The following is a 21,364-nucleotide window of genomic DNA, read 5'->3' as shown; positions in this document are numbered from 1 at the left end:
GACGTCACTCGTGCGGGACGACCGCCACCGGGCACGGCGCGTGGTGCAGCGCCGCCTGTCCGAGGTGGCCGATCCGCGACGGGATCCGGGGCCGGCGGTGGCGGCGCCCGACGACCAGCAACCCGGCCCGCCCGGCCTCGTCCAGCAGCGCCTGCGCCGGACTCTCCAGATCCACCCGCTCCTCCACCTGCACCGCGGGATACCGCGACCGCCAGGGCCGCAGCGCCTCGGCCAGCTCCTTCCGGGCGTCCTGCGCGGTCTGCTCCACCACGTACGGCTCCACCCCGCCGCCCCGGTTGTAGGCGTGGGCGGGCAGATGGCGTCCGTGCACCGCGCGCAGGGTGACCCCGCGCCGGGCGGCGGTCGCGAAGGCGAAGTCCATCATCGCCGCGCACGGCTCGTGCAGGCTCACCCCGACCACGACATTGCCCCGCGGCCCGTCCGGGGCGGCGCCCGGCCGGGCCCGGACCAGCACCGTGGGCACATTCACCCGCGTCACCAGCTTCAACGCGACATCGCCCAGCACATAGCGGGCCACCGGGCCCAGATTCCGGGAGCCGAGCACCAGCAGGTCCGAACGGTCCGCCGCACCCGACAGCGTCTCCAGCGGGTCGCCGGGCACCAGCTCCTCGTCCACCGGAAGGTCCGGGTGACGGGTCTGCACCGCGGTGCGTGCCTGGTCGACGATCCGGTGGGACCACTGGTTCTGCTCCGCCGCACGGGCCTTCCGACCCGGGCGGATCCGGCGCAGCGACGCCCCGGCCGACTGCCGGGCCCCCGTCCCCGGAGCCTGGGCCGTCCCCGGCGCCGGGCCCGCCTCCGCGTCCGGCTCCGGCGGCTCGGACCGCTCCGGTACGAGCAGCGTCCAGGCGTGCACCAGCCGCAGCCGCGCACCGCGCGCCGCGGCCTCGTCCGCCGCCCACACCACCGCCGCCAGCGACTCCGGGCTGCCGTCCAGCCCCACCGTCACGGTGCCCGCCGCGGCGGTCGACCCCGTCACGGCGCCGCTCCCCGGAGCCTGGGGCCGCCTCGTGTACGGCTCTGCATCACGGCACTCCCTTCCGGACGGCGCCCTCCCGGCGGCTGCCCGGCGGAGCGACGCACCCTCTCCCTTCCAGGGTGGCCGGATCCGCCGCTTCCGGCATGTGCCCACCGGAAGCGGCGCCCGGAAGCGGCGGAGGGACGGGCCGGGGGCGGCGGACCGCCCGCCCGCCGCCCCCGGCCCGTCGGAGCGCGCCCGCGCCCCCCCGCGTCAGCTGTCGAAGTCGACCGTCAGCTCCTCGGACACCGGGAAGGTCTGGCAGGTCAGGACGTATCCGGCGGACACCTCGGCCTCCTCCAGCGCATAGTTGCGCCGCATGTCCGCCCTACCGTCGGTGACCAGCGCCCGGCAGGTGCCGCAGACGCCGCCCTTGCAGGCGAACGGGGTGTCCGGGCGGACCCGCGCGGCGCCGTCCAGGATCGTGGTGTCGCGGGGGAGCGGGGCGGTGGTGGAGCGGCCGTCCAGGACCAGCGTGACCCGGCTGACCGGCCCCTCGGCGGGCGCGTCCTCGTGGCGCACCGCGCGGACCGGCTCGTCGTCGGCGAAGAACAGCTCCTGGTGGACCCGCTCCCCGGGCACCCCGAGATCCGCCAGCACCCGCTGGGCGTCGCGGACCATGCCGTGCGGACCGCACAGCCACCAGTGGTCGGCCGACGCGACGTCCACCAGCCCGTCGATCAGCGCCGCCAGCCGCTCCGCGTCCAGTCGGCCGGACAGCAGCTCCGCCTCGCGGGGCTCCCGGGAGAGCACATGGCCCAGCTGGAAGCGGGCCGGATGCAGATCCTTCAGATCGGCCAGCTCGTCGGCGAACATCACCGAATCCGTCCGGCGGTTGCCGTAGAAGAGGGTGACCTGCGAGCGGTCGTCGGCGGCGAGCACCGACTCCGCGATCGAGACCATCGGGGTGATACCGGAGCCCGCCGCGATCAGCACATGGTGGCCGGGGTGCGACAGATCCGGGGTGAACGCGCCCGTCGGTGCCATCACCTCGACGGTGTCCCCGGGCCGGACCTCGTGCACCAGCCACGAGGAGAACAGTCCGCCGGGCACCACCCGCACCCCGATCCGCGGACGGGAGCCCACCGGCGCGCAGATGGAGTACGAGCGCCGTTCGTCGCGCCCCTCGACCTCCCGGCGCAGCGTCAGCGACTGACCGGGACGGAACGCGAACTCCGCCGCCAGCTCCTCGGGCACCTCGAAGCCGATCGCCGCGGCGTCGTCGCACAGCGGCTCGACCTCCGCGACCCGCAGCCGGTGGAAGACGGGACGCCGCCGCCGCGGGCGGGCGCCGGACCGGTCGGCCGCGGACGCCTCCGGCGGCGTCGCCGCGGTCAGCTCGGACGAGGTCGGGGCCATCAGATCTCCTTGACGTACTCGAAAGGCTCGCGGCAACTCCCGCACCGCCACAGGGACTTGCAGGAGGTCGCGCCGAAGCGGGAGGTCTCCCGGGTCTCCGCCGACCCACAGTGCGGGCACCGCACCGCGCGCCGCACCCCGGACAGCTCCAGCGGAACCGGGCCCGAGGTGCGCCGGGGCGCGGGATGCGGCGGGGCGATGCCGTGCTCGGCGAGCTTGCGGCGGCCCTCGGCGGTGATCCAGTCGGTGGTCCACGCCGGTTCCAGCGCCGTACGGATCGTGACCCGCGGGAACCCGGCGGCCCGCAGCCGTGCCGCGACCGCGGCGCGCATCTCCGCCATCGCCGGGCACCCCGAGTACGTCGGCGTGAGCGTGGCCGTGACCGCGCCGTCCGCGGCGACCTCCACACCCCGCAGCACCCCGAGGTCGGCGAGGGTCAGCATCGGCAGCTCCGGGTCGGGCACCTCCGCCGCGACCCGCCGGGCCAGCGCGGCGTCGGGACCGGTGACGGTCGCCATGGTCACCACACCCCCTCCGGATGGGCCCGCGCCACGCTCTGCAACTCCGCCAGCAGCGGCGCCAGATGGTCGGTACGGTCCCCGTCGCGTCCGCTGCCGGGCAGCGGCTCCGCCTCCGGCAGCTCCAGTCCGGCCGCGGCACAGACCTGCCGCACCACGCCGGTCACCTCGTCCCGCAGGTCCGCCGGGGCGACCCCGCACACGGGGGCGCCGGTGAACAGCTCCCCGGTGTACGGGGCGATCCCGGCGAGCGCCGCGACCGTCCGGCGGTGCGACTCCTCGGTGCCGTCGCCCAGCCGCACCACCCAGTCGGCGGCGTACTGACGGTGGTACGTCAGCTCCTTGACGCCCTTCTCGGCGACGGCGGCCAGCACCGGGTCCGGCGCACCGTGCGCGAGCCGGGTGAAGAGCGCGAGCCGCCAGCTCGACAGCCACAGCAGCCGTACGACGGAGAACGCGAAGTCGCCGTTGGGGAGTTCGGCCAGCCGGAGGCTGCGGAAGGCGTCGGCGTCGCGGAAGTAGGCGAAGGCGTCCTCGCCCCGCCCGGAGCCGTCGGCTTGTCCGGCGCGGGTGTACAGCAGCCGGGCCTGACCCAGCAGGTCGAGGCCGATGTTGGCGAGCGCCACCTCCTCCTCCAGCTCCGGGGCGCGGGTGCACCACTCGGCCAGCCGCTGCGCGCCGACCAGCGCGTCATCGGCGAGGGCCGCGCAGTCGGCGGCGAGCCGTACCGCGTCCACCCCGGCGGGCACGGCCGTCTCCACGCCGTGCAGCGGGTCCTCGAAGCCGGTGCCGAACGCCCAGCGGGCGTCGCCGTCGCCGTGCTCCTCGGCCAGGGACAGATAGATGTGGTCGTCGTCGGTGTCGGCCATGTCCTGCTCCTCTCCGGCCTCAGATGTGCGGGACGTCATCGGGTATGTCGTAGAAGGTGGGATGGCGGTAGATCTTGTCGGCGCTGGGGGCGAAGAACGGGTCCTTCTCGTCGCGGGTGGAGGCCGTGATGTGGCCGGAGAGGACCACCCAGATGCTGACGCCCTCGTTGCGCCGGGTGTACAGATCGCGGGCGTGGGTGAGGGCCATCCGGTCGTCGGCGGCGTGCAGCGAGCCGACGTGGACGTGGTTGAGACCGCGCTTGCCGCGGATGAACACCTCGTACAGCGGCCAGCCGGCCTTCGGGTCGTCGGTGTCGCTCATGCCGCCGTTCCTTCCTCGGTGTGGGACCCGCGCGGTCCGCGGGCCGCCTGCTTGGCCGCGTGGGCGGTGGCCGCCTCGCGCACCCAGGCGCCGTCCTCGTGTGCCGTGCGGCGGCGTGTCATCCGCTCGGCGTTGCAGGGCCCGTCGCCCTTGATGACGCGCTGGAGTTCGGACCAGTCGGGGGTGCCGAAGTCATGGCGTCCGCGCTCGGGGTTCCAGCGCAGCTCCGGGTCGGGCAGGGTCACGCCGAGCCGCTCCGCCTGCGGGACGGTCATGTCGACGAACCGGCTGCGCAGCTCGTCGTTGGTGTGCCGCTTGATCTTCCAGGCCATCGAGGCGGCGGAGTTGGGGGAGTCGCCGTCGGGCGGGCCGAACATCATCAGCGACGGCCACCACCAGCGGTCCACCGCGTCCTGCACCATCCGCCGCTGCTCCTCGGTGCCGCGCACCATCGTCATCAGCAGCTCGTAGCCCTGCCGCTGGTGGAACGACTCCTCCTTGCAGATCCGCACCATCGCGCGGGCGTAGGGGCCGTACGAACTGCGGCACAGCGGGACCTGGTTGCAGATCGCGGCGCCGTCCACGAACCAGCCGATGACGCCGACGTCGGCGAAGGTCGGCGTGGGGTAGTTGAAGATCGAGGAGTACTTCTGGCGGCCGGAGATCAACCGCTCGGTCAGCTCGGTGCGCTCGGCGCCCAGCGTCTCGGCCGCGGAGTACAGATACAGACCGTGCCCCGCCTCGTCCTGGACCTTGGCGAAGAGGATCGCCTTACGGCGCAGCGAGGGCGCCCGGGTGATCCACTCGCCCTCGGGCTGCATCCCGATGATCTCGGAGTGCGCGTGCTGCGCGATCTGCCGGACCAGGGTCTTGCGGTAACCGTCGGGCATCCAGTCGCGCGGCTCGATGCGCCTGTCCTTGGCGATCGAGGTGTCGAACCGCTCCTGCAGCTCCTGCTCGGCGCCGCCGGTGGCCGACGGGGCGGAGTCTGTCGTGGTCATCGCTACCAACTTCCCTACCGACCATTCGTTCGGTTCATATTCTGACGAGTTTCCCCGGCGCGGGCAAGCCCCTGTCGATGGCGAGGAGCCTCCGCGCCGTACGGGCCGGACGGGGACCGGCGGGCCGGGTGCCCGGCGTCCCCGGGGCCGCGCACGGCCGGACGGCTCCGGCGCCCGCGTCCGGCCCTCACTCCCAGCGGTAGAACCCCTGGCCCGCCTTGCGCCCCAGCTCGCCCCGCGCCACCTTGGCGCGCAGCAGCTCCGGCGGGGCGAAGCGGTCGCCGAGCGTGGTGTGCAGATGCTCGGCGATGGCCAGCCGGACATCCAGCCCGACCAGGTCCGTCAGGCGCAGCGGGCCCATCGGGTGGCGGTAGCCGAGCGTCATCGCGTCGTCGATGGCCTCCGGGGCGGCCACGCCCTCCTCCACCATCCGGATCGCCTCCAGACCCAGCGCCACGCCCAGGCGGCTGCTGGCGAACCCGGGGGAGTCCTTGACCACGACATCCTTCTTGCCCAGCGCCCGCGTCCAGCCCAGCGCCCGCTCGACCGTCGCCTCCTCGGTGGCCGGACCGACGACGATCTCCACCAGCGCGGAGGCCGGTACCGGGTTGAAGAAGTGCATCCCCAGGAAGCGGCCGGGGCGGTCGAGCGCCGCCGCCAGCTCGGTGACCGGCAGGGACGAGGTGTTGGTGGCCAACACCGTCCCCGCGCCGACCGCCCGCTCCGCGGCGGCCAGCACCTCGGCCTTGAGCCGCGCGTCCTCCGGCACCGCTTCGACGACCAGCCCGGCCGCCGACGGCAGTGCGCCGATCGACGCCACCGTGGCCACCCGGCCGAGCACCTCCTCGACCGGCTCCGCGAGCTTGCCGCGCTCGGCGGCGCGCCGCAGCCCCGTGGCGACCCGCTCCACGGCGGCCGTCGCCGCCCGCTCGTCGCTCTCCACGACCGTCACCGACGCCCCGGCGGCCGCGAACGACTGCGCGATGCCCGCGCCCATCCGGCCGCCGCCGATCACCCCGACGACCTCCGGCGCCGACGCCTCAGATGTGCTGGTCATGCCCGACTCCTCTGCTCGCACCCTGTGTCGCCCGGACCTTCCCGGGGCCTGTCCGTACGCCGCTCACACCCGCTCCACGAGCATCGCCACGCCCTGCCCGACGCCCACGCACAGCGTGGCGAGCCCGCGCCGGGCGTCCTCCCGCTCCAGCCGCCCCAGCAGCGTCAGCAGGATCCGGGCGCCCGAGCACCCCAGCGGATGGCCCAGCGCCAGCGCGCCGCCGTCCGCGTTGACCCTCTCCTCGTCCAGCTCCAGCCGCCGGATCACCGCCAGCGCCTGCGCGGCGAACGCCTCGTTCAGCTCGACCGCGTCCAGCTGCGCGGTCCGCCAGCCGACCCGGGCCAGTGCCTTCTCGGTGGCGGGCACCGGGCCGAGCCCCATCAGCTGCGGCGCCACCCCGGCCGCCGCCGAGGTGACGATCCGGGCGCGCGGCGTCAGCCCGTACCGCTCGACCGCGGCGGCGCCCGCCACCACCAGCGCGGCCGCGCCGTCCGAGAGCGGCGAGGCGGAGCCCGCCGTCACCACGCCCCCGGCGCGGAAGAGCGGGCGCAGCGCCGCGAGCTTCTCCGCCGTCGTGGACGGGCGCGGCCCCTCGTCCCGAGTCACCACGCCGTCCGCCGTCTCCACCGGCACGATCTCCCGGTCGAAGCGGCCCGCCTCCTGGGCGGCGACCGCCCGCCGGTGGCTGCGGAGCGCGAACGCGTCGGACGCGGTGCGGTCGACGGCGTCGAGCGCCGCGACCTGCTCCGCCGTCTCGCCCATCGACAGCGTCACCCGCGGCTCCTCGGGCCCCGCGTCCGCCGCCACCGCGCGATCGGCCGCCGCGAAGCGCGGATTGGTGAACCGCCAGCCCAGGGAGGTGTCCTGGATCTCGCCGGGCTTCGCCCACGGCGTGCCCGGCTTCTCCATGACCCACGGGGCGCGGGTCATCGACTCCACGCCGCCCGCCACCACCACGTCGGCCTCGCCCGCCCGCACCGCCTGGGCCGCGGAGGCGACCGCGGTCAGCCCCGAGGCGCACAGCCGGTTGACGGTGTGGCCGGGCACTGTGTGCGGCAGGCCCGCCAGCAGCACCGCCATCCGCGCCACGTTGCGGTTGTCCTCGCCCGCCTGGTTGGCGGCGCCGAGGATCACCTCGTCCACCGCCTCGCCCGGTATCCCCGCGCGCCGCACCGCCTCGCCGACCACCAGGGCCGCGAGGTCGTCCGGGCGTACGGAGGCCAGCGCGCCGCGGAAGCGGCCCTGCGGGGTGCGGGCACCGTCGATGAGATAGACCTCGTCAGCCACGGCCGGTCTCCTTCGCGCGGCGGGCGCCGCCCGGGAGGCACACCGCTCCCGGCGCGCGGTACGCGGCGGTCGGGGCCGACCGCGGCGGTCGGCGGCGGGCGGGGGAGCCGGGGCTTCCCGGGGCGTACTGGGGCATGCGTTCCACCTCTTGACAGGCAGTGCTGATGCTTGATTACTTGACTGGGCCGCACGCTAACCGAATGTTCGGTCGGTGCACAAGACGCGGAGAGGAGCTGTGGACAGGTGAGCCAGACCGCTGACGCCGCCCCCGGCCCGGTCGAGCGCATGCTCGCCGCGGACCAGGCGTCCCGCGCCATGGGTATCGAGTTGCTGACACACGGCGAGGGACACGCCCGGCTGCGGATGACGGTGACCGCGACGATGGTCAACGGCCACGGCACCGCCCACGGCGGCTGCCTCTTCCTGCTCGCCGACACCGCGTTCGCCTGCGCCTGCAACAGCCACGGCCCGGTCACCGTCGCGGCCGCCGCCGACATCGACTTCATCGCCCCCGCGCACGAAGGCGACGTCCTGCACGCGATCGCGGTCGAACGCACCCGCTTCGGACGCAGCGGCCTCTACGACGTGACCATCCGCCGTGGCGACGAGCTGATCGCGGAATTCCGCGGCCGCAGCCGCAGCATCCGCAGAACGACGACGAAGGAGCCGCGATGAGCAGCGAACCGACGGCCCGGGCCACCGACAGCCCCCGTCTCGGGGAGCCCCTGCCGGACGCCCTGCTGGACGACGGCGAGCGGATGACCCGCGAGGAGCTGCGCGCCGTCCAGCTCCGGCGGCTGCGCGCGACGCTGCGCCACGCGTACGACCACGTCGAGCTGTACCGCACCAAGTTCGACCGCGCCGGGGTCCGCCCCGAGGACTGCCGCACCCTGGAGGACCTGACCCGCTTCCCCTTCACCACCAAGGCGGACCTGCGGGACACCTACCCCTTCGGGATGTTCGCCGTCCCGATGGACCGGGTGCGCCGCGTCCACGCCTCCAGCGGCACCACCGGCCGCCCCACCGTCGTCGGCTACACCGACAACGACCTCTCCATGTGGGCCGACGTCGTCGCCCGCTCACTGCGCGCCGCGGGCGCCCGCCCCGGCGACAAGGTGCACATCTCGTACGGCTACGGCCTCTTCACCGGTGGCCTCGGCGCCCACTACGGCGCCGAGCGGGCCGGGTGCACGGTCATCCCGGCGTCCGGCGGGATGACCGCCCGCCAGGTGCAGATCATCCAGGACTTCCGCCCCGAGATCATCATGGTCACGCCGTCCTACATGCTCACCCTCCTCGACGAGTTCGAGCGGCAGGGCATCGATCCGCGTACCACCTCGCTGCGCGTCGGTGTCTTCGGCGCCGAGCCGTGGACGGAGGGCATGCGGCGCGAGATCGAGGAGCGGATGGACCTCCACGCCGTCGACATCTACGGCCTCTCCGAGGTCTGCGGCCCCGGCATCGCCCAGGAGTGCGTCGACACCAAGGACGGGCTGCACGTCTGGGAGGACCACTTCTACCCCGAGATCGTCGACCCGGTCACCGGCGATCCGGTGCCCGACGGCGGCGACGGCGAGCTGACCTTCACCTCCCTCACCAAGGAGGCGCTGCCGATCATCCGCTACCGCACCCACGACCTGACCCGCCTGCTGCCCGGCACCGCCCGCCCGGCCTTCCGCCGGATCGAGAAGATCACCGGCCGCTGCGACGACATGATCATCCTGCGCGGGGTCAATGTCTTCCCCAGCCAGATCGAGGAGATCGTCCTCGCCGCCCCCGGCGTCGCCCCGCACTTCCAGATACGGCTGAGCCGCCGCGGCCGGATGGACCACATGGCCGTCCTCGTCGAGGCCAGGCCGGACGCCGCCCCCGAGGCGCGCGCCGCGGCCGCCGCGCGGATCGCCAAGGGCGTCAAGGACGGCGTCGGCGTCACGGTCGAGGTGACCGTCGTCGACCCGGAGACCCTGGAGCGCTCGGTCGGCAAGATCCGCCGCATCAAGGACCTCCGGGACCGCGAGGGCTGAGCCCCGCCCGCCCGGCACCATGGCCGCACGGTGCCGGGCGGACGCACCGACCGGAGCACCGTACGGGCCGGTCCGGCACGCCGCGGCGCACCGGACCCGCGCCTCCCCGGCGGGCCCGGGGCCGCCCGCGCCCGGCGGGCCGGACCGCGCGGCCCCGGACCGCCGCCTCAGCCCGCGTCCGCGAGGATCATGTCCGCCGCCTTCTCGCCGACCATGATCGTCGGCGCGTTGGTGTTCCCGGACGGCACCGACGGCATCACCGACGCGTCCACCACCCGCAGCCCGGCCACGCCGTACACCCGCAGCGACGGATCGACCACCGCCTCCGGGCCCCGCCCCATCCGGCAGGTGCCCACCTGATGGTGGTACGTCCCCACCGCCCGCCGCACATAGGCCCGCAGGTCGTTTCGGGTGCGGGCCTCCGGGCCCGGCGCCACCTCCGCCTTGCGCCAGACGTCGAACGCCCGCTGCCCGCCGATCTCCCGGCTCAGCTCCACCGCGTCGACCAGCGCCTCCAGGTCGTACGGGTCGGCCAGCACGTTCGGGTCGATCAGCGGCGCCGCCTCCGGGTCCGCGGAGGCGAGCCGCAGCGTGCCGCGCGACCGGGGCCGCACGAGCCCCGGCGCGATGGTGTAGCCGTGCTCGGGCACCGGATAGGACTCCGCCGGATACACCAGGTGCAGGAAGAGCGGCTGGAGGTCGGGCCCCGGCAACGTCGCGTCGGACGCGGCGAACAGCTGCGCCTCCAGCAGGTTCGCGGTACCGGCGGGCAGCGGCGCGGTGGCCTCGTAGACGTTGCTCACCAGCAGATGGTCGTGGAGGTTGGCGCCCACGCCCGGCAGGTCCACCACCGTCTCCACCCCGACCGCGCCCAGCGCGTCCGCCGGGCCGATGCCGGAGTGCAGCAGCGTCTGCGGCGAGCCGAGCACCCCGCCGCAGAGCAGCACCTCCCGCGCGGCGCGCACCCGGTGCAGCCGCCCGTCGGCCGCGTACTCCACCCCGACGGCCCGGCCCTTCTCCAGCACCACCCGGTGCACCCGCGCACCGGTCGTCACCGTCAGCGCCGGGTTGCCCAGGACGGGCGCGACAAAGCTCTGCCAGGCGCTCATCCGCAGCCCGCCGCGGACCGTGACGTGGTTGTAGCCGACGCCGGTCATCCGCGCGCCGTTGAAGTCGTCGGTGAGGGGGTGGCCGAGCGCGGTCGCCGCCTCGACGAACGCGGCGGCCGTCGGATGCGGTGCGGTGATCCGGCCGACCGGCAGCGGCCCGCCCGCGCCGTGCCAGTCACCGGCGCCGTCCACATGGTCCTCGGACCGTTTGAACAGCGGCAGCACGCTGTCCCAGTCCCACCCCGGGCAGCCGTCGGCGGCCCAGCCGTCGTAGTCGCTGCGGTGTCCGCGCATGTAGATCATGCCGTTGAGGGAGCTGGAACCGCCGAGCACCTTCCCGCGCGGCCAGGCCAACCGCCGGTGGTTGGCGTGCCGCTGCGGGACGGACACGGCCGCCCAGTCCAGCGCCGACCCGAGCAGCGCGGGCCACCCCTGCGGGCTGTGCACCAGCGCGTCGTCGTCCGGCGGCCCGGCCTCCAGCACCTGCACGGAGTACCCCTGGTCCAGCAGTCTGCGGGTCAGCACACTCCCGGCCGAACCGGCTCCCACCACAAGGAAGTCGTGCTCCGTACGCATCTGCGCCATGGCGGCCCTCTCTCGTCCCGCGACCGGCCCGGCGGGCCCGAAGTCGTCGCTCCCCAGGGACGGTAGAGGCCGCGCGCGCCCCACGGGGACGGAACGCCGAGGACGGCCGGGAACGGCGGCGGCGCGCACCGTACGCGGCGGGAACCGGGCGGCGCGGGCGGGCGGTCACCGGACCCGGACGCGGCGGGCCGCCCGGCCGGACCCACCGACCGGGCGGCACCGCGCGGACGCTACCGCTGCCGTTCGAAGAGCCGCTCCAGCTCCCGCTCCGTGTCCTCGCCGCCGCGTACCGCCTCCACCACCGCCTGGTGGAAGCTGCGGCTGTCCTCCTCGGAGAAGCAGGGGACGGGACTGCCGACCATCGTGAACCAGTCCGCGGAGCCGGTGTACTGCACCGTCACATCCGCCTGCTTCTCCGACCAGGTCGTATGGATGGTCACATCGCCGTTGAGGTCCCGCCCCTCCACGGTGTGGACGGTGCCCGGCCGTGCGTGGATGCCGACGGTGGTCCAGGAAGCCCAGGTCATGAATTCCCCCTCGGGTGACGGGGGCACCGGCCGGCGGCCGGGCGCAGTTCCTCAAGTCTGGCACCGGCCGCCGGTCGCCGCAGGGCGGCCCTTCGCCCCCGGGGACGGCCACGTTCACTCCGCTGGCCGTACCTGTGCGGACAGCGGCCGGATTCCGGGGCACAGGAGGGGCATGAGCAGTCACTCCGTACCGCACGACGCCGACCGGCCCGGCCCGGACGCCGCCCACCGCAGGCCCGAGGGGGTCAGCGACGCCACGGTCCGGGCGCTGGGCACCCTCTCGGAAGCGCTGGAGACCGTCGAACGGGCCCGCGGCCACCTCTACGCCTTCCACCAGCTCACCGGGGGCGCCGACCGCACGGTGGGGGAGAGCGTCCACCAGTTGCGGGCCGCCGGTCACCTCGATCTGGCGGATCTCGTCGAGCGCGAGATCGTCGGGCGGAACGTCCTCCCGGGCCGCTGGACGTTCCAGGTGGTCGAGGAGTACAACGCCACCTACTACCGGCCCTTCGCCGCCGTCGAGGCGCAGGTACGCGGCGAACTGGTCGCGGGCCGCGAACACCTCAACGAGGCGGAGCTGAAGGAGAGCCGCCGCACCCACGGCCACCCCGACCACACCGCCGCGCCCTGACCCGGCGCCGCCGTCAGCCGGTGACCGGGCCCGCCGTACCCGGGGGACGGCTGCCGATCCGCATACCGGGGCGGCGGCGGTGCACGGTGAGATACGACAGGCCCGCCGCGCCCGCCACGAGGGCGCGGGTGGAGCCGTGCGGCAGCCACACCAGCCCGCCCGCGGCCAGCGGTTCGTCCGGACCGGCGGACTCCAGGGTGCCGTCCCCGGTCAGGACGAGGAGGAGAACGTCCAGGTCCGGTTCGGTGTGCGCGTCCACGCGCTGCCCGGCCGTCAGACGGACGACATTGGCGTCGAGCTGGCGCCCGGACTCGGCCAGCTTCCACCGCACCGCGGCGCCCTCCGAGGCGTCCGCGGCAAGCGCGCCGACATCGCACAGCACGCTCGGAACTGGAGATTCCACCCTGCTCACCTTTCCCTGGGCCGTGGAGCCGCATTCTTCCATCGCCCGACACCGGGCGAGCGCGCCGAGGTGGATCAGGGGCCGTGGCCCGGTACGGAGCCCGACCGGGGCGACGCGCGGCGCCGGGGCAGAAAGCGAGGCGTACGAGAAGTACGTCGCGCGGTGCACGGGCGGTTGACGGCCGGATCGGCGCGTCCCCCGACGCGGACCGCCCCGCTCCTTCAGGGAGCGGGGCGGCGACGGGCCCTGGAAAGGGGGGCCGGGCGGCGGCTCAGGCGTCGACGGTGTTGACCACGATGTTCTCGGCCTGCGGGCCCTTGTGGCCCTCGGTGACGTCGAAGGAGACCAGCTGGCCCTCCCGCAGCTCCCGGAAACCGGTGGCGTTGATGTGGGAGTAATGGGCGAAGACGTCGGGTCCGCCGCCGTCCTGCTGGATGAAGCCGTACCCCTTCTCCGCGTTGAACCACTTCACGATGCCGCTCTTCATATGCCCTCCACGGGAACTCGTAAGACCTCCCGCACCGTGCGGGAGGCCGCGACAGACGATGGATGACTGACAAGTGGTGACCGACCGGACCGGATGCGGAACTCGGCGGCCACCCTTCGACGTTACACAGAGAGTGACTTGATGGCCACAAAGGGTGGGCTTTTGGGGTGGGTTTCGTGTGTTCTGCGTGTCGATGGAGCCGTACGGAGCGTGAAGAGGCGTCGGAGGGGTGGTGCCGCGTGGCGCGGTCCGGGCGGCGGGCCGGGGAAAGGAGCGGGCCCGACCCCTGGAGCAGGGGCCGGGCCCGAAGTCCCGTCGGCGACCGGTCAGCCGACCGTGTCGTGACCGAGGTCGATGTCCAACTCGGTGTGTCCGTCGGTGTCCACCCGCAGCGGCGTGGCGACCGGCGGATAGCCGCTGGCGATCACCGTGTAGGTGCCCTGGTCGAGGTCGGTGAAGACATACGCGCCGTCACCGCCGGTCGTCGCCGTGCCCACGACGTTGCCCGCCGGGTCGAGCAGCGTCACCCGGGCGTCGCCCAGCGGCCCGTGGTGCGCGGACCGTACGGTGCCCCGGATGCGGGCGCCGGGTGTCAGCCGGACCTCGTAGTGGTTGCGGCCGCCGGAGGCGACCTCCACCGGGAGGGCGGCCGGGCGGTGACCCTCGGCGCTGACCGCGAGGGTGTAGCCGCCCTGCGCCAGCTCCCCGAAGGCGAAGCCGCCGTCCGCACCGGCGACCCCGGACGCCACGACCTCACCGCGGACATCCGTGGCGACGACCAGCGCACCCGGCAGCGGAGCGCTGTCCAGATCCGCGACGACCTCGCCGGAGAGTCCGGCCGCGCCGCCGAGCGCCATGTCGAACCGCACCGGCTCGTCCGCCACCACGACCGTCGCCGCCTGCGGTTGCCGGGCGCCCGCCGAGCCGATCAGGACATACGTCCCGGCGCCCGGCGCGGCCAGCGCATAGCGGCCGTCGTCGCCGGTGGCGGTCCGGCCCAACTGCCGCCCGCCGACATCGATCATCGTGACCACGGCCTGCGCCACCGGGGTGCCGCCGCCGTCGTGCACGGTGCCCGTGACGCCGGGGCCCGACAGCTCCACGGGCGCGGTCGGCACCGGCGCGGCGGGCGCCACCGCCGCGGCGGTGACCTCGGCCTGCGCCGCGGCGCCCTCGCCCGCACCGGCCGCACCGGCGGCCTCCGCATCGGCCTGGGCGCGCGCCTGCAGACCGGAGATCTGCCGCAGCGGCACCTCCTTGACGAACAGCACCAGCAGGAACGCCACCGCGACGACGATCGCGCCCATCAGGAAGACCGTGTGCATCGAGTCGGCGAACCCGCGCTTGAACGGCTCGGCCAGCCGCGGGTCCAGGTGCTGGATGAACGACGAGTCGCTGAGCACACCGGAGGAGTTCCCGCCGCCCCCGGGCGCCTTGAGCATGTCCAGGACCGGCTTGTTGGCCGGGTCCTGGAGGACCTTCGGGTCGTGCAGCGCCGCCTGGAACCGCTCGGTGTGCACGGCCGAGCCGAACGCGTCCGCGATCTTGTCGCCGACGGTGCTGAACAGCACCGACAGGAAGATCGCGGTACCGGCGGTGGCGCCCATCTGCCGGAAGAACGTCGACGACGCGGTCGCCACGCCCATGTCCCGCGGCGGTACGGCGTTCTGCACCGCCAGCACCAGCGTCTGCATGCAACCGCCCAGCCCCAGGCCGAAGACGAGCATGTAGATCATGGTCTCCCACAGCGGGGTGTCCCACTGGACCCGGAAGTGGAAGAGCAGCATCGCCGCGACCATCAGCGCCGTACCGAAGATCGGGAAGATCTTGTAGCGGCCGGTCTTCGCGGTGATCTGGCCGCAGGCCACGGAGGCGATCAGCATGCCCGCCATCAGCGGCAGCATCTCCAGGCCCGAGCGGGTGGGGCTCGCGCCCTTCACGATCTGGAGGTACTGCGGGATCATCAGCATCCCGCCGAACATCCCCATGCCGATCAGCACGGACAGCAGGCTCGTCATGCTGAACGTGCTGTTGCGGAAGAGCCGCATCGGGATCAGCGCGTCGTCCCCGATCCACCGCTCGACGAAGATCCACGCGATGATGCCGAGGCCGCCGATGACATAACAGGCGATCGAGGTGTTCGACCCCCAGCCCCACTCGCGGCCCTGTTCGGCGACGAGCAGCAGCGGGACGACACCGATCGCGATGGTCAGCGCGCCCCACCAGTCGATGCGGTGGTCGCGCCGGGTGTGCGGGATGTTCAAGACCCGCGCGACGACGAAGAGCGCGATGATGCCGATCGGCACGTTCACCAGGAACACCCAGCGCCAGCCGGTGATCCCCAGCAGATGCTCCTGACCGGCCAGCGCGCCGCCGATCAGCGGGCCCGCCACGCTGGAGGTCGCGAAGGTGCCCAGCATGTAGCCCTGGTAGCGGGCCCGTTCGCGGGGCGGGACGACGTCACCGATGATGGCCAGCGCCAGCGACATCAGACCGCCGGCGCCCAGCCCCTGCACCGCGCGGAATGCCGCGAGTTCGGTCATCGAGGTGGAGAAGGTGCAGGCCACCGAGCCGACGACGAAGACGCTGATCGCCGTCAGGTAGTACGGCTTCCGGCCGTGCAGGTCGGACAGCTTGCCGTACAGCGGGGTCGAGATCGTCGAGGTGATCAGATAGGCGGTGGTCGCCCACGCCTGCTGGCTCAGCCCGTGCAGGTCGTCGGCGATGGTCCGGATCGAGGTACTGACAATGGTCTGGTCGAGCGCCGCCAGGAACATCCCCAGCATGAGACCGCTGAGGATGGTCAATATCTGACGGTGGGTGAGGACACCGGTCCCCGGTATCGCCTTGGCCCCCGCCGTGGGTGGGGAGGTGGATGTGCTCATGCGCTGTGCTCTCCCTGTTGCGCGGCGCCGCCCTGGTCTCCCCCGGAGCACGGTCGCGCGTGTTGGTGTTTCACCAAGTCGTTGTTGAGGCGGCCCAGCAGCCGGATCAGGTCCGCCCGGTCCTGCGGCGTCCATGGCTCCAGCAGCCCGGCCAGTTCGGCGTCGCGCTGACGCCGGTAGTGCTCGAAGGTGTCCCGGCCGGACGGGGTGGCGCTCAGCAGGGTGACCCGCCCGTCGTCCGGATCGGGGCGCCGCTCGACCAGACCCCGGTCGACCAGTGCCCGCACCTGACGGCTGACCGTCGACAGGTCCAGGAACGCGTCGGCGGCCAGATCGGTCGCCCGGCGGTCGCCGCCGATCACCAGTCGGGCCAGCAGCACCCGGTCGGCGGCGCTCGCGTCGTTCTTCGCGCGCTGTTTCCACGCCGCGATCAGCCGCGTGAACCGCACGATCTCCGACCCCAGTCCGGCGGCCGCCTCGTCCAGCCCGGAGGCGGCGGTGACCCGCTGGTCCGTGTGGCCGACAGGGGGGACCGTCCCCTTGCTCATGATGAATCCTTGCGAAAGTGCGTCGGCGCACGTCGGCCGACCCGGCATATTGCTTGTATCCAGCAAGTCTAGCCTCTCGCGGCGCCCACCGATCACCGTTCCGCCACCTCGCCGGGCCGAACGCCGTTGTCAGACCCCGGCGTTACGGTCGGGAGCATGACTGACGAAGCGGACTTCGAGGCGACGGGCCGGGCCCGCCGTGGCCGCCGGTCGCCCGGCGCCGCCCGGCGGTTTCGCGCGGCCGTGCGCCGACGTGGGGCGCGGCGGACGGGCGGCGCGGGCCCGGCGGTACGCCGCGAGGCGGGGAAGTGCCGCGAGGCGGGGGCCCGTCGGTCCGTGGGCCCCCGCCTCGTCATCCGGCTCCGTCCGGCCCGGCGCCTCCCCCCGGGCGGACGTCTTCTCCCGGGCGCCCGCCCGGGGCCCGGGAGCGTGTGGTCACGCCTGCTCGGCCGTCACCTTCCGCGCCGCCGCCTCCAGCGCCGCCGCGATCCGGGCCACATCCGCCTCGCCGGTACGCCAGTTGCTGAACGCCGCCCGCAGCGCCGGGGTGCCGTCGTAGACCGTCGGCGTCATGAACGCCTCGGTGGAGACCGCGTCCGCGAGCGCGCGCAGCGACTGCTCCGTCGGCTCGTCGGCCAGCGTGAAGCAGACGACGTTCAGCCGCACCGGCGCCAGCAGCCGCAGCTCCGGCGCCGCCTCCACCGCCCGTCCCAGGGCCCGGGCACCGGCCACGCACCGTTCGACGATCTCCCGGTACCCCTCCCGCCCGTAGGCCCGCAGGGTGAACCACGCGGCGAGCGCCCGCAGCCGGTGCGAGTTCTCCGGCGTCAGATGGACGAGGTCCGGGTTCGCGCCCAGGGGCCCCAGGTACGCCGCGGCGCTGCGGAACACCTCCGCCTGCAGATCCGGCCGCCGGGTGAACTGCACCGCGCTGTCGTACGGCACATTGAGCCACTTGTGCAGGTCCACACAGATCGAGTCCGCCAGATCCAACCCGGCCACCAGATGCGCCGACGCGGGGGAGAGGGCGGCGAACGCGCCGAACGCGGCATCGACGTGCAGCCAGAAGCCGTAGCGGTCGCGCAGCGCGGCGAGGGCCGTCAGATCGTCGAAGTCGACGGTGTTGACCGTCCCGGCGTTCGCCACCACGACGCACGGCCCGTCCTGCGCCGCCAACTCCCGCTCCAGCGCCACGAGATCGACCGACTCCCGCCCCGGCAGCGTCCCCACCGCCACCAGCGCGTCGTGCCCGAGCCCCAGCACCGACAGCCCCTTGGTCACGCTCGCGTGCGCGGCCCCCGACAGCACCCGTACGGGACCGAGCGCCGCCACACCGCTGCGCGCCGGGGAGACCCCGCGCCGCTCACCGAGCCATTCGCGGGCCACCGCCAGGCCGACGGTGTTCGACATCGTCGCCCCGCTCACGAACGTCCCCGCGTGCGCGTCCGACAGGCCGAACAGCTCCCGCAGCCAGGCCACGGTCCGCCGCTCCAGCACCTGGCCGGTGGCGTCCAGCGAGGTGTTGGAGTTCTGGTCGGCGGTGGCGGTCAGCCAGTCACCGGCCAGCGCCGCGGGCGTCGCCCCGCCCGTCACGAACCCCAGGTACCGGGGGCCCGCGCTCCCCGACAGGCCCGGCTCCCAGTGTTCGCCGAACTCCGCCAGCGCCGCCCGCAGCCCCGCCCCGGACTCCGGCAGCGGCACCTCCGGCGGCGGCTGCCAGGCCGGGATCACCGGCCGCTCGGCCACGCCGTCCAGGAAGGTCACGGCGCGTTCGCGGGCGGCCTCCAGCAGGGCGGGCAGGTCGGCGAGGTCGTCGGCGAGACGAGGGTGCATGGGGTCTCCATTCTCGGGTTCGCCGTCACGCTAGGGCGGTGCGCGCGGCCACGGCCCGGTCCACCTGCGCACAACTGGACCGATTCCGGGGGCCGTACGCCTTCCAATTCCGCGGCTCGTACGCCCTCCGCGCGGGCGGTGGCTGCTCGCCGTGCGGATTCCCGCGCCGCCCTCGTACTCTCGGGGCATGACCGATACCCCGGCTCCGCCCGACTCCGACGACGTACGCCGTATCGCGCTCTCGTTCCCCGGGACGGAGGAGCGGTTGGCGTGGGGGATGCCGACCTTCCGGGTCGCCGGGAAGATGTTCGTGACCGTGCCGGACGACGAGACGTCGTTCGCCGTCCGCTGCCCGATGCACGAGCGCGCGGAGCTGATCGCGGCGGAGCCGGAGAAGTTCTGGGTCCCGCCGCACGAGGCCGGCTCGAACTGGGTGCGCGTCCGCCTCGCCGCCCTGGACGACGAGACGGAACTCCGCGACATCCTGACCGACTCCTGGCAACAGGCCGCCCCGCCCCGCCTGTTGGACACCTTCCATCCGTAGCGGACCCCGCTCCGGGCGGGCCCCGGTCGTGGCCGCAGCGGGGTGGTGTGGCGGCTCCGTGCCCCGGCCCCGTAGGCGGCAGCGGCGGGTCCGGGGCCGGGATCCGGGCCGCACCCGTTGCTTCCCGCCGGTCTCCGAGGTGGCGGGCGGCGCGTCCGCATAGGGTCGGCGTATGCCCGCTCCGGAAGCCGCCGCCCGCCGTGACCGCGCCGCCCACCGCCGGGCCACCGCCCTCGACATCCTCGGCACGCTCGGTCTGGTCGACCGCTGGCGTCCCCTCGGGCGGCCGGTGGTCGTCGGGTCGGTGGCGCTGGACCTCGTCGTCGAACCGGACATCGACCTGGAGATCTACTCCCCGGCCCCGTCCGCCGCCCGGGGCTTCGCCGCCCTCGTGCCCTGCACCGAGCTGCCGGGCGTCCGCCGGTTGCGGTTCACCCACGCCCTCGACCTGCCCGACCAGGGGCTGTACTGGCGCCTGGACTACGAGGCGGCGTCCGGCGACACCTGGCAGATCGACATGTGGTGGCTGGCCGACGACCATCCGGGCCCCCGCGCCGCCGACCTCGTCGCACCGCTGCGCGCGGCGCTCACCGAGGAGATGCGGGACGCGATCCTCACGATCAAGGAGGCGGCGGCAGCCGAGGGCGAGCCGCTGCCGGGCGTCTGGGTCTACCGCGCGGTCGTCGCCGACGGGGTACGCGGCTATCCCGCCTTCACCGCCTGGCGCGCCCGCACCGCCACCGACGGGCTGACGTCCTGGCGTCCCGCCACCGCCCCGCCGCGCTGAGTCACGGCGGGCGCCGGGAACGGGGGCGTGGCGTCCGGCACCCCGTCGGCCTGGGATGATCGGGGCATGGCTGAACGCGTAATCGCCGCGTGTGACGGGGCGTCGAAGGGAAATCCGGGACCGGCGGGCTGGGCCTGGGTCATCGCCGACGAGGCCGGTGAACCGGCCGTCTGGGAGGCGGGACCGCTGGGCACGGCGACCAACAACGTCGCCGAGCTGACCGCGCTGGAGCGGCTGCTGACCCACGCCGACCCGCAGATCCCGATGGAAATCCGGATGGACTCGCAGTACGCGATGAAGGCGGTCACGACCTGGCTGCCCGGCTGGAAGCGCAAGGGCTGGAAGACCGCCGCGGGCAAGCCGGTCGCCAACCAGGAGCTGGTGGTGCGCATCGACGCGCTGCTGACCGACCGCTCCGTCACGTTCCGGTACGTCCCCGCGCACCAGGTGGACGGTGACCGGCTCAACGACTTCGCCGACCGCGCCGCGAGCCGCGCCGCCGTCGACCAGGAAGCCGCGGGCAGCGCCCAGGGCTCCCCGGAACCGCCGCCCTCCTCGCCCACCGCCGCCCGCGCCAAGCCGGTCCGCAGCGGCGGCGCCTCCCGTACGCGCAGTGCCGGGGGCGGCTCGTCCCGGACGCTGAAGGCGAAGTTCCCCGGCCGCTGCCGCTGCGGCCGCTCGTACGCCGCGGGTGAGTCCATCGCCAAGAACCCGGACGGCTGGGGCCACCCGGACTGCCGCACCTCCGCGAACGGCGCGGCGTAGCGGACCCCGCCGAGGGGCGGAATCCGAGGGCCGGGAGCCGACAGCCGGATACCGAGGGCCGGGGCCGGTGACGGGACGCGCTGCGTCCGTCGCGCGGTCTCCGGCCCTCGGCCGTACCGGGGCGCGCGCCGCGGGGAAATCCGCCTGCGTCGGTCCGTCCGACCGTGGCAGGGTGCCCGCCATGGACACGGCAGAGGTACTGCTCATCGGCGGGCGCGCGGGCGTGGGGAAGACCACGGTGGGCTGGGAGGTCTCGGCGCAGCTGCGGGCCGCGGCGGTCCGGCACTGCGTCATCGACGGCGACTACCTGGGACAGGCCCACCCCGCGCCGGACGGGGACCCGCACCGCACCGCGCTCACCACACGCAATCTCGCGGCCGTCTGGTCGAACTACGCCGACCGGCACGCCATGGGGGACGGCGTCCGGCTCGTACGGGTCCTGCTCACCGCGACGGACGCCACGGCGGGGGAGCGGCTGACCGCACGGGAGATCGGCTCGGAGCTCACCGCCGAACTGGCGGGCAGCGCACGCAAGGCACGCCTGCTGGACGCGCGGGCGCCCGACGACACCGTGCGGCTGGCGACGGACGGACGCACCGTGGTCGATCTCGCGCGGGAGGTCGTGGGGGCGACGGGGTGGGCGGCGCCGTCCGCCGCACGGTCACCCGGGCTTCCGGGGTGAGCCCCGAGCCGATCTCCCGTGCGGTCAGCCGCTCCCCCGCCGTGGCGTCCGTCGCGGTGAGCAGGACCCGTACGAGCCGGACGCCGTCCCCCATGGCGTGCC

At 74.3% G+C, this 21,364-nt stretch carries 22 protein-coding genes; 7 read left to right on the top strand and 15 right to left on the bottom strand.

All coding sequences use genetic code 11. The features are described from left to right. Nucleotides 1–4 precede the first annotated feature (4 nt). The 8 genes from IF23_RS0111595 to IF23_RS0111560 all read right to left on the bottom strand — a co-directional run bounded on the left by IF23_RS0111595 (nucleotide 5) and on the right by IF23_RS0111560 (nucleotide 7,452). The gene (locus tag IF23_RS0111595) at nucleotides 5–1,000 is read right to left on the bottom strand and encodes a universal stress protein (RefSeq protein WP_107126916.1); all 996 of its coding nucleotides are present in this window, start codon (nucleotides 998–1,000) and stop codon (nucleotides 5–7) included. 252 nt (nucleotides 1,001–1,252) lie between these two features. After that, the gene (paaE, locus tag IF23_RS0111590; protein WP_030282596.1) at nucleotides 1,253–2,398 is read right to left on the bottom strand and encodes a 1,2-phenylacetyl-CoA epoxidase subunit PaaE; all 1,146 of its coding nucleotides are present in this window, start codon (nucleotides 2,396–2,398) and stop codon (nucleotides 1,253–1,255) included. Further along, nucleotides 2,398–2,916, bottom strand: a complete 519-nt coding sequence (gene paaD, locus IF23_RS0111585) for a 1,2-phenylacetyl-CoA epoxidase subunit PaaD (RefSeq protein ID WP_030282595.1) — start codon at nucleotides 2,914–2,916, stop codon at nucleotides 2,398–2,400. Before paaD ends, paaE begins: the two co-directional genes overlap by 1 nt. Nucleotides 2,917–2,918: 2 nt before the next feature. Further along, nucleotides 2,919–3,785, bottom strand: coding sequence for a 1,2-phenylacetyl-CoA epoxidase subunit PaaC (paaC, locus tag IF23_RS0111580; RefSeq protein WP_030282593.1), 867 nt, complete (start codon nucleotides 3,783–3,785; stop codon nucleotides 2,919–2,921). Nucleotides 3,786–3,804: 19 nt separating this feature from the next. Continuing rightward, nucleotides 3,805–4,107, bottom strand: coding sequence for a 1,2-phenylacetyl-CoA epoxidase subunit PaaB (gene paaB / locus IF23_RS0111575; protein WP_030282591.1), 303 nt, complete (start codon nucleotides 4,105–4,107; stop codon nucleotides 3,805–3,807). Continuing rightward, nucleotides 4,104–5,108, bottom strand: coding sequence for a 1,2-phenylacetyl-CoA epoxidase subunit PaaA (gene paaA / locus IF23_RS0111570; RefSeq protein WP_030282589.1), 1,005 nt, complete (start codon nucleotides 5,106–5,108; stop codon nucleotides 4,104–4,106). The genes paaB and paaA overlap by 4 nt, the downstream gene beginning before the upstream one ends. A gap of 187 nt (nucleotides 5,109–5,295) precedes the next feature. After that, nucleotides 5,296–6,165, bottom strand: coding sequence for a 3-hydroxyacyl-CoA dehydrogenase family protein (locus IF23_RS0111565; protein ID WP_030282587.1), 870 nt, complete (start codon nucleotides 6,163–6,165; stop codon nucleotides 5,296–5,298). A 63-nt stretch (nucleotides 6,166–6,228) separates the two neighbouring features. Next, a complete protein-coding gene (locus tag IF23_RS0111560; RefSeq protein WP_030282586.1) occupies nucleotides 6,229–7,452 on the bottom strand; it encodes a thiolase family protein in 1,224 nt (407 codons plus the stop codon). A 285-nt stretch (nucleotides 7,453–7,737) separates the two neighbouring features. Between IF23_RS0111560 and paaI the strand changes: the two genes are divergently transcribed. Next, a complete protein-coding gene (paaI, locus tag IF23_RS0111555) occupies nucleotides 7,738–8,127 on the top strand; it encodes a hydroxyphenylacetyl-CoA thioesterase PaaI (protein WP_211266155.1) in 390 nt (129 codons plus the stop codon). Further along, nucleotides 8,124–9,476 carry a phenylacetate--CoA ligase PaaK gene (paaK, locus tag IF23_RS0111550; protein ID WP_030282583.1) on the top strand — a complete coding sequence of 451 codons (1,353 nt, stop codon included), beginning with the start codon at nucleotides 8,124–8,126 and terminating at the stop codon, nucleotides 9,474–9,476. Before paaI ends, paaK begins: the two co-directional genes overlap by 4 nt. Before the next feature lie 167 nt (nucleotides 9,477–9,643). On the opposite strand, the gene IF23_RS0111545 is transcribed toward paaK, so the two are convergent. Next, nucleotides 9,644–11,170, bottom strand: a complete 1,527-nt coding sequence (locus IF23_RS0111545; protein ID WP_030282582.1) for a GMC family oxidoreductase — start codon at nucleotides 11,168–11,170, stop codon at nucleotides 9,644–9,646. Nucleotides 11,171–11,400: 230 nt separating this feature from the next. After that, the gene (locus tag IF23_RS0111540) at nucleotides 11,401–11,697 is read right to left on the bottom strand and encodes a hypothetical protein (RefSeq protein WP_030282580.1); all 297 of its coding nucleotides are present in this window, start codon (nucleotides 11,695–11,697) and stop codon (nucleotides 11,401–11,403) included. Nucleotides 11,698–11,869: 172 nt separating this feature from the next. Here IF23_RS0111540 and IF23_RS0111535 point away from each other — a divergent pair, with 172 nt between their 5' ends. Further along, on the top strand, nucleotides 11,870–12,328 hold the full coding sequence (locus IF23_RS0111535; protein ID WP_030282578.1) for a hypothetical protein: 459 nt from the start codon (nucleotides 11,870–11,872) through the stop codon (nucleotides 12,326–12,328). Between the two features lie 13 nt (nucleotides 12,329–12,341). On the opposite strand, the gene IF23_RS0111530 is transcribed toward IF23_RS0111535, so the two are convergent. The 5 genes from IF23_RS0111530 to IF23_RS0111510 form a co-directional block, all read right to left on the bottom strand. Beyond that, on the bottom strand, nucleotides 12,342–12,731 hold the full coding sequence (locus tag IF23_RS0111530) for a hypothetical protein (RefSeq protein WP_245654955.1): 390 nt from the start codon (nucleotides 12,729–12,731) through the stop codon (nucleotides 12,342–12,344). A gap of 271 nt (nucleotides 12,732–13,002) precedes the next feature. Further along, the gene (locus IF23_RS0111525) at nucleotides 13,003–13,218 is read right to left on the bottom strand and encodes a cold-shock protein (protein WP_030282575.1); all 216 of its coding nucleotides are present in this window, start codon (nucleotides 13,216–13,218) and stop codon (nucleotides 13,003–13,005) included. A 326-nt stretch (nucleotides 13,219–13,544) separates the two neighbouring features. Continuing rightward, nucleotides 13,545–16,103: an MFS transporter gene (locus IF23_RS0111520; RefSeq protein WP_030282573.1), complete on the bottom strand. Its 2,559-nt coding sequence runs from the start codon at nucleotides 16,101–16,103 to the stop codon at nucleotides 13,545–13,547. Continuing rightward, nucleotides 16,100–16,651: a MarR family winged helix-turn-helix transcriptional regulator gene (locus IF23_RS0111515; RefSeq protein ID WP_030282572.1), complete on the bottom strand. Its 552-nt coding sequence runs from the start codon at nucleotides 16,649–16,651 to the stop codon at nucleotides 16,100–16,102. Before IF23_RS0111515 ends, IF23_RS0111520 begins: the two co-directional genes overlap by 4 nt. Nucleotides 16,652–17,086: 435 nt before the next feature. Next, nucleotides 17,087–18,484, bottom strand: a complete 1,398-nt coding sequence (locus IF23_RS0111510; protein ID WP_030282570.1) for a pyridoxal phosphate-dependent decarboxylase family protein — start codon at nucleotides 18,482–18,484, stop codon at nucleotides 17,087–17,089. Nucleotides 18,485–18,671: 187 nt separating this feature from the next. On the opposite strand from IF23_RS0111510, the gene IF23_RS0111505 reads away from it, so the two are divergent. From IF23_RS0111505 to IF23_RS0111490, 4 genes are all read left to right on the top strand, one after another. Beyond that, nucleotides 18,672–19,028 (top strand): MmcQ/YjbR family DNA-binding protein, encoded by a 357-nt coding sequence (locus IF23_RS0111505; protein ID WP_030282569.1) that lies wholly within the window; start codon nucleotides 18,672–18,674, stop codon nucleotides 19,026–19,028. Between the two features lie 172 nt (nucleotides 19,029–19,200). After that, nucleotides 19,201–19,815 (top strand): hypothetical protein, encoded by a 615-nt coding sequence (locus IF23_RS0111500; RefSeq protein WP_051739505.1) that lies wholly within the window; start codon nucleotides 19,201–19,203, stop codon nucleotides 19,813–19,815. A 66-nt stretch (nucleotides 19,816–19,881) separates the two neighbouring features. Continuing rightward, nucleotides 19,882–20,580 (top strand): ribonuclease H family protein, encoded by a 699-nt coding sequence (locus tag IF23_RS0111495; RefSeq protein WP_030282565.1) that lies wholly within the window; start codon nucleotides 19,882–19,884, stop codon nucleotides 20,578–20,580. A gap of 181 nt (nucleotides 20,581–20,761) precedes the next feature. Continuing rightward, nucleotides 20,762–21,262, top strand: a complete 501-nt coding sequence (locus IF23_RS0111490) for a P-loop nucleotide/nucleoside kinase family protein (protein ID WP_030282563.1) — start codon at nucleotides 20,762–20,764, stop codon at nucleotides 21,260–21,262. The last annotated feature ends 102 nt before the right edge of the window (nucleotides 21,263–21,364 follow it).

This window comes from Streptomyces catenulae, assembly GCF_000718015.1.
In the GTDB taxonomy this organism is placed as follows: Bacteria; Actinomycetota; Actinomycetes; order Streptomycetales; family Streptomycetaceae; genus Streptomyces; species Streptomyces catenulae.
Note: the sequence above shows the minus strand (reverse complement) of the source record. Positions and strands in the feature narration are given on the sequence as shown.

What these genes read in the sequence shown, in the direction of transcription:
- paaE (WP_030282596.1), bottom strand. Translation starts at nt 2,398, where the DNA reads ATGGCCCCGACCTCGTCCGAGCTGACCGCGGCGACGCCGCCGGAGGCG.
- paaD (WP_030282595.1), bottom strand. Translation starts at nt 2,916, where the DNA reads ATGGCGACCGTCACCGGTCCCGACGCCGCGCTGGCCCGGCGGGTCGCG.
- paaC (WP_030282593.1), bottom strand. Translation starts at nt 3,785, where the DNA reads ATGGCCGACACCGACGACGACCACATCTATCTGTCCCTGGCCGAGGAG.
- paaB (WP_030282591.1), bottom strand. Translation starts at nt 4,107, where the DNA reads ATGAGCGACACCGACGACCCGAAGGCCGGCTGGCCGCTGTACGAGGTG.
- paaA (WP_030282589.1), bottom strand. Translation starts at nt 5,108, where the DNA reads ATGACCACGACAGACTCCGCCCCGTCGGCCACCGGCGGCGCCGAGCAG.
- IF23_RS0111565 (WP_030282587.1), bottom strand. Translation starts at nt 6,165, where the DNA reads ATGACCAGCACATCTGAGGCGTCGGCGCCGGAGGTCGTCGGGGTGATC.
- paaI (WP_211266155.1), top strand. Translation starts at nt 7,738, where the DNA reads ATGCTCGCCGCGGACCAGGCGTCCCGCGCCATGGGTATCGAGTTGCTG.
- paaK (WP_030282583.1), top strand. Translation starts at nt 8,124, where the DNA reads ATGAGCAGCGAACCGACGGCCCGGGCCACCGACAGCCCCCGTCTCGGG.
- IF23_RS0111545 (WP_030282582.1), bottom strand. Translation starts at nt 11,170, where the DNA reads ATGGCGCAGATGCGTACGGAGCACGACTTCCTTGTGGTGGGAGCCGGT.
- IF23_RS0111540 (WP_030282580.1), bottom strand. Translation starts at nt 11,697, where the DNA reads ATGACCTGGGCTTCCTGGACCACCGTCGGCATCCACGCACGGCCGGGC.
- IF23_RS0111535 (WP_030282578.1), top strand. Translation starts at nt 11,870, where the DNA reads ATGAGCAGTCACTCCGTACCGCACGACGCCGACCGGCCCGGCCCGGAC.
- IF23_RS0111525 (WP_030282575.1), bottom strand. Translation starts at nt 13,218, where the DNA reads ATGAAGAGCGGCATCGTGAAGTGGTTCAACGCGGAGAAGGGGTACGGC.
- IF23_RS0111520 (WP_030282573.1), bottom strand. Translation starts at nt 16,103, where the DNA reads ATGAGCACATCCACCTCCCCACCCACGGCGGGGGCCAAGGCGATACCG.
- IF23_RS0111515 (WP_030282572.1), bottom strand. Translation starts at nt 16,651, where the DNA reads ATGAGCAAGGGGACGGTCCCCCCTGTCGGCCACACGGACCAGCGGGTC.
- IF23_RS0111510 (WP_030282570.1), bottom strand. Translation starts at nt 18,484, where the DNA reads ATGCACCCTCGTCTCGCCGACGACCTCGCCGACCTGCCCGCCCTGCTG.
- IF23_RS0111505 (WP_030282569.1), top strand. Translation starts at nt 18,672, where the DNA reads ATGACCGATACCCCGGCTCCGCCCGACTCCGACGACGTACGCCGTATC.
- IF23_RS0111500 (WP_051739505.1), top strand. Translation starts at nt 19,201, where the DNA reads ATGCCCGCTCCGGAAGCCGCCGCCCGCCGTGACCGCGCCGCCCACCGC.
- IF23_RS0111495 (WP_030282565.1), top strand. Translation starts at nt 19,882, where the DNA reads ATGGCTGAACGCGTAATCGCCGCGTGTGACGGGGCGTCGAAGGGAAAT.
- IF23_RS0111490 (WP_030282563.1), top strand. Translation starts at nt 20,762, where the DNA reads ATGGACACGGCAGAGGTACTGCTCATCGGCGGGCGCGCGGGCGTGGGG.